Raw genomic sequence first — 5112 nt, forward strand, 5'->3', positions numbered from 1 at the left:
TTGAAGTTCCACTTCTACTTCCATCAACTGGTCTATATATTTAGTTTTCTGCTTTCTTTGTAATTTCTTTGATTTATCCAAAGTTGTAAACCTCCTAACGTTCAGTCCTTCATCCGCTATCGCGATTAGCGGAGTTACTATGACATCTGCTGACTTCTGATAGTTCAGCCACATATCACTATGTGGGTTGTAACCTTGAAATTTTATTCATTTGGTACATATCTATCAGACCTCCCCAGGTAAGAACACGTACTTTCACCTCATATATCTGCCCATGCTGGGCACACCAAAAAGCTGAAAACTATATTCTACAAATAGCTTTCAGCTTTTATTTTATATATAAATCCAGTAAAATTCACTATTTTTTCACTACATAACTTACTCATTGTCTTAATAAAACTAATGTACTGCAATCAATGCTTCCTTCACCTTTTACAATTTCAGTATATTCTAGTATTTTGACATCATAACCTAATTCCTTTAACTTATTGCCTACATTAATATTACCAGTCACCAACTTATTGTCTCCTATATAAACCAAATTAGTTCCTAAATTATCTGCATCCTCTTTAGTTACCTCTATTATATTTTCTATATACTTTTTAATGATTTCTTTATCATAAACATAAGGAGATACTAAGGCAGACTTTTTTCCTAATAAACTAAAAACACAATCCAGATGAAGCATATTCGTATCAAAGTTAATTGGAATCACTTCTTTTTTTATTCCTTTAACATCTAATATCTTTTTCAATTCTTCAATAGCATATATATTAGTTCTATTACTCACTCCTACAAAAATAACTTCATCAGTAACAGCCACATCTCCACCTTCTATGTTGTTCTGCATAATATAATAATCTAACTTCTGGTCTACAGCTAATTTCTTTATTGGCTCTATTTTCTCTTCTCTTTCTTTTAATGACATTTTACTTATAAATAAGATATTTTCTATTACAAAAGCCACATCCTTTGTATATACCTGTTTTGTAGATTTAGTAATATCTATAAAAATAGGCTTAACATCATTTTCAATTAAATAATTTATGTATGCATTATATTGGTTAAGAGCTAAAGCATAATCTACCTTACCATAAAATTTGTTAGTTTTACTTATTATTCTATAATTAGCTGGATAGCATAGTAAGCAGGATTTTAATCTATCATATCCATTATTCACATAAACTTTCATTATGAATACTCCTTTTTTATATTCATAGTTTAGCTTTCCCTATATAATATAAAAAATACCTTAAATTTAAATAGGCCTAAACAATTGTTTAGACCACAATTAAATATCTAATCTCTACTTAATTAAATATATAATTATTACTATAACAACATATTTTAGTATTAATAATTTTCTCCAAAAACTTCAAAATATCCTTGAGGATGATTACATGCCGGACAGGTCTTTGGTGCTTCGCAGCCTTCATATATAAACCCACAATTATTACACTTCCATAAAACTTCCCTATCTTTTTTAAATACAGTTCCATTTTCTACATTTCTTAATAATTTTCTATATCGTATATCATGCATTTTTTCAATTAATGCTATCTTTTTAAAAGTTAAAGCAATTTCCATAAAACCTTCACTCTTTGCTATTTTTGCAAAGTTCTGATAATCCTTTGTCCATTCTGCCTTTTCAGCTTCTGCTGAAGCTATTAAATTTTTCTTTGTCTTATCATGAAATGAAACTGGATATGCAGCATTAATCTCAATACATTCATCACAATAATCCTGCTTTAAGAACTTATAAAATAATTTAGCATGTTCTCTTTCTTGTTCAGCTGTCTCTAAAAATATATTTGATATCTGAACATATCCTTCTTTTTTAGCTATATCAGAATAGTAAGTATATCTAGTTCTAGCCTGACACTCTCCTGCAAAAGCTTTAATCAAATTTTTAGCAGTCTTACTTCCTCTTAAATTCATATGGAACAATCTCCTTTATATCAGAATTATAATTTATCAGTTTATACAGATCATATAAATTTTATAATCTATTTCAACTAAAACTACTCTATAAATTTATATTCTTGAATGATGAAATTATTAACAAACATACTCAAATTATAGACACTTCAAACCATTATCACCATTTTATTTCTATCCATTCATTTAAATGATGGCTATGCATATTTCTTTATAAATTTAATATACACTTCTTACAATTTCAAATTCCATTTCCTTACAACAGTTCTTCTGTATAAATTCTATTTAATACGAAATACTATATAAAGTAATAATATCAAAATATTTTTTGATATGAATTTTAATCTTAATATCTTATATAATGCATATTAAAATTATTAAGGAGTGATTGATATGAAATACGCAATAGTATATAGCAGTATAACTGGTAACACTAAGAAGTTAGCTGAATCTATAAAAAATAAAATTACAGAATGTTACTTTGGTAATCCTTCTGATGAAGCACTTTCTGCCGATACTATCTTTTTAGGATTTTGGGCAGCAAAAAACTCTTGTAGTGCTGATGTACAATCATTTATAGAAAAACTTTCAGGCAAAAAACTATTTATATTTGGTACAGCTGGTTATAATAATACGAAAGAATATTTTGAAGAGATTTTATCTAATGTAAAATCACATGTTCCATCATCTAACACTATTATTGGTACATATATGTGCCAAGGTAAAGTATCTGATACTAAGCAAGATATGATAAAAAAAGATAACGCTGAAATGTATAAAGCCATCAAAGATAATCTTGCAGAATCAGAACGCCATCCAAACGAAGATGATATTAAAGCTTTAATATCAGAAATTGAAAAATCAAATTTATAATTATATAAATAAAAAAAGTCACTATCATTAATAGTGACTTTTTCAATCTAATTCAAACTAATTTTACCTGTTGGGAACCATTGATACTTAAGCTTTTATAATCCTTACAAAAGTCTCATTGTAAGTAACCTGCCCCCCTATATCTGATATTCCTGAATTAATAATATAATTAGGATTTCCGTTTTTCTTCCACCATCCTACATACATCATTACTATATTATCTCCTACCATGTCATCAATCTTCAGCTTAACTTTAATTTTTCCTTGATCAGATTCAAGATAAACAATATCCCCATCACTAAAGTCATGTTTTTCAGCCATCTTATTATTTATATATGCTTCTGCTATTTTATTATTATCCATATAGTGCTGACTCGAAAGTGCATCCCTACTGTGAATAGTTAATATTCTAAAATTATTAATTTCACTCTTACTTAATACATGCTTCTTATATTCTAAATTATTATCTACTTTTGTATCTTCTCTTAATAATGCTTTCTTATTAAATATGATTTCAAACTTACCAGATTCAGTTTCAAACTTTTTATCCTTCCAAGCTATACTTTCATGAATAGTAAAATAATTTTCCTTAAGATATTCAAGGCTTATCTTTGGTTCGAATTTTTTTAAAGGCTCAATTACCTTTGTAAGATATTCTTTTTTACTTACATATGGATATTCTTTAATTTCAAGCTTTTCTGCTACTTTTTTAAAGAATTCATATTCATCCATAAGAGGTTCTTTAGACTCTTCTGATTTTTCTATATATGTAAGATATGGATTCGTCATAGAACTATATAAAATATCTTCACTTTCTAATACAGTAGTTGTTGGAATAAATAAATCACAAGCTTCTGCTGTATCTGTCATAAACATATCAAAACATACTTTAAACTCAACATGTTTAAAAGCTTCTTCAAGGTTATTAAGTGATGGAAGTTGATTTAATAAATTGCTCTTAGTTATTACAGCCATCTTAATATTTTTTTCTTTTATAAATGAACTTATTTCACTAGTTTGGAATATTTCATTTTCTGCATATTCTTCACTATTATATGGATCAGTGTTAAGAACTCCTGGATATACTTTATTGGCGTAATTTACTCCTCCACCACTTTCACCAATCTGTCCTGTTATTGCTGCTAGTGTATCTATAAGATAAATTGTATTTCCTCCAAAATTATACTTTTGAAGTCCATATCCTAATAAAATAGTTGAATACTTTTCTGTATATTTTTCCACTAATAGATTCAAAGTTTCCTTAGTTACTCCTGCTCTTTCTAAAAGTTCCTCTAAATTTAAGCTTTTAACATATTCTTTGTATTCTTCAAACCCACTTACGTACTTATTTATATAATCTAAATCATATTTTCCTTGTTCTATTATTCTTTTTCCCATAGCAAGAGCAAGTGCTGTATCTCCGTCTGGTTTAACTCTTATATAATAGTCTGCCATTTTGGCTGTAGCTGTTTCTATTGGATCTATAACTATTACATAGCTTCCATTATCCTTAGCCTTTTTTATAGCTGCCATAGTATGTATAGAAGTATATGCTGGATTTTTACCCCACACTACTATTGTCTTACTATTCATCATATCTTCAAGAGAATGACTCCTAATATCTCCAAAATTCTTTTCTTGTGCTTTTATACCTGCACTCCAACATGGGCCACCCTTCTGCTTATAACATCCTCCAAAGAAATTCATAAATATATCACCTACGCTTTTAAGAAGACTTCCATTACCATACTGTTCATAGTACATGACAGATTTTGGACCATAATTCTCTTTATAATGCTTAAGCTTTTCAGCCATTATATTTACAGCTTCATCAAAGGAAATTTCATTCCACTTTCCATTAACCTTTAAAAGAGGTTTGTACTGCCTCTTTTCATGATTCATTCTATCAAGGTGCATAAGGCCTTTCTTACATATAAAACCTTTTGTATAAGGATGATTCTTATCCCCCTCAATTTTTACTACTTTATTATTATCAACATAGACATTAAACTTACATGCATCAAAGCAGTCTAATGTACATCCTCCACTTAACTTCTTCATATTTACCTCTACCTATTACATTTTTATCTTAATCCATTAATTTTTATACTAATATAACATAAAGTAAGGAGCTAACTCAAATATTTATATTTGAGTTAGCTCCTTACTTGTCTATCAGCACATGCTGAATTTACAGTAAATATCTTTTTTAGGAAACTCGACTCACATTCGTTCGCTGAGTAAGCGATTCACACCAAATCACAGATTTGGGTTCACTGCTTAGGAAACTCGACTCACATT

Annotated in this window: 4 protein-coding genes; 1 reads left to right on the plus strand and 3 read right to left on the minus strand. The window is 28.5% G+C overall.

The features are described from left to right. Positions 1–382: 382 nt before the first annotated feature. Positions 383–1192, minus strand: a complete 810-nt coding sequence (locus tag HF850_RS15070; RefSeq protein ID WP_169106238.1) for an arginine deiminase family protein — start codon at positions 1190–1192, stop codon at positions 383–385. Between the two features lie 161 nt (positions 1193–1353). Beyond that, a complete protein-coding gene (rbr, locus tag HF850_RS15075) occupies positions 1354–1938 on the minus strand; it encodes a rubrerythrin (RefSeq protein WP_169106239.1) in 585 nt (194 codons plus the stop codon). A gap of 393 nt (positions 1939–2331) precedes the next feature. Between rbr and HF850_RS15080 the strand changes: the two genes are divergently transcribed. Next, complete coding sequence (locus HF850_RS15080; RefSeq protein ID WP_169106240.1) at positions 2332–2811, plus strand: flavodoxin family protein; 480 nt, start codon at positions 2332–2334, stop codon at positions 2809–2811. A gap of 87 nt (positions 2812–2898) precedes the next feature. Here the strand turns inward: HF850_RS15080 and HF850_RS15085 are convergent, their stop codons facing one another. Further along, positions 2899–4872 (minus strand): molybdopterin-dependent oxidoreductase, encoded by a 1974-nt coding sequence (locus tag HF850_RS15085; protein WP_169106241.1) that lies wholly within the window; start codon positions 4870–4872, stop codon positions 2899–2901. Positions 4873–5112: the final 240 nt, after the last annotated feature.

Origin of the sequence: Clostridium sp. SM-530-WT-3G (assembly GCF_012843905.1) — a bacterium.
In the GTDB taxonomy this organism is placed as follows: Bacteria; Bacillota; Clostridia; order Clostridiales; family Clostridiaceae; genus Clostridium.

What these genes read in the sequence shown, in the direction of transcription:
- HF850_RS15080 (WP_169106240.1), top strand. Translation starts at nt 2,332, where the DNA reads ATGAAATACGCAATAGTATATAGCAGTATAACTGGTAACACTAAGAAG.
- HF850_RS15085 (WP_169106241.1), bottom strand. Translation starts at nt 4,872, where the DNA reads ATGAAGAAGTTAAGTGGAGGATGTACATTAGACTGCTTTGATGCATGT.
- rbr (WP_169106239.1), bottom strand. Translation starts at nt 1,938, where the DNA reads ATGAATTTAAGAGGAAGTAAGACTGCTAAAAATTTGATTAAAGCTTTT.
- HF850_RS15070 (WP_169106238.1), bottom strand. Translation starts at nt 1,192, where the DNA reads ATGAAAGTTTATGTGAATAATGGATATGATAGATTAAAATCCTGCTTA.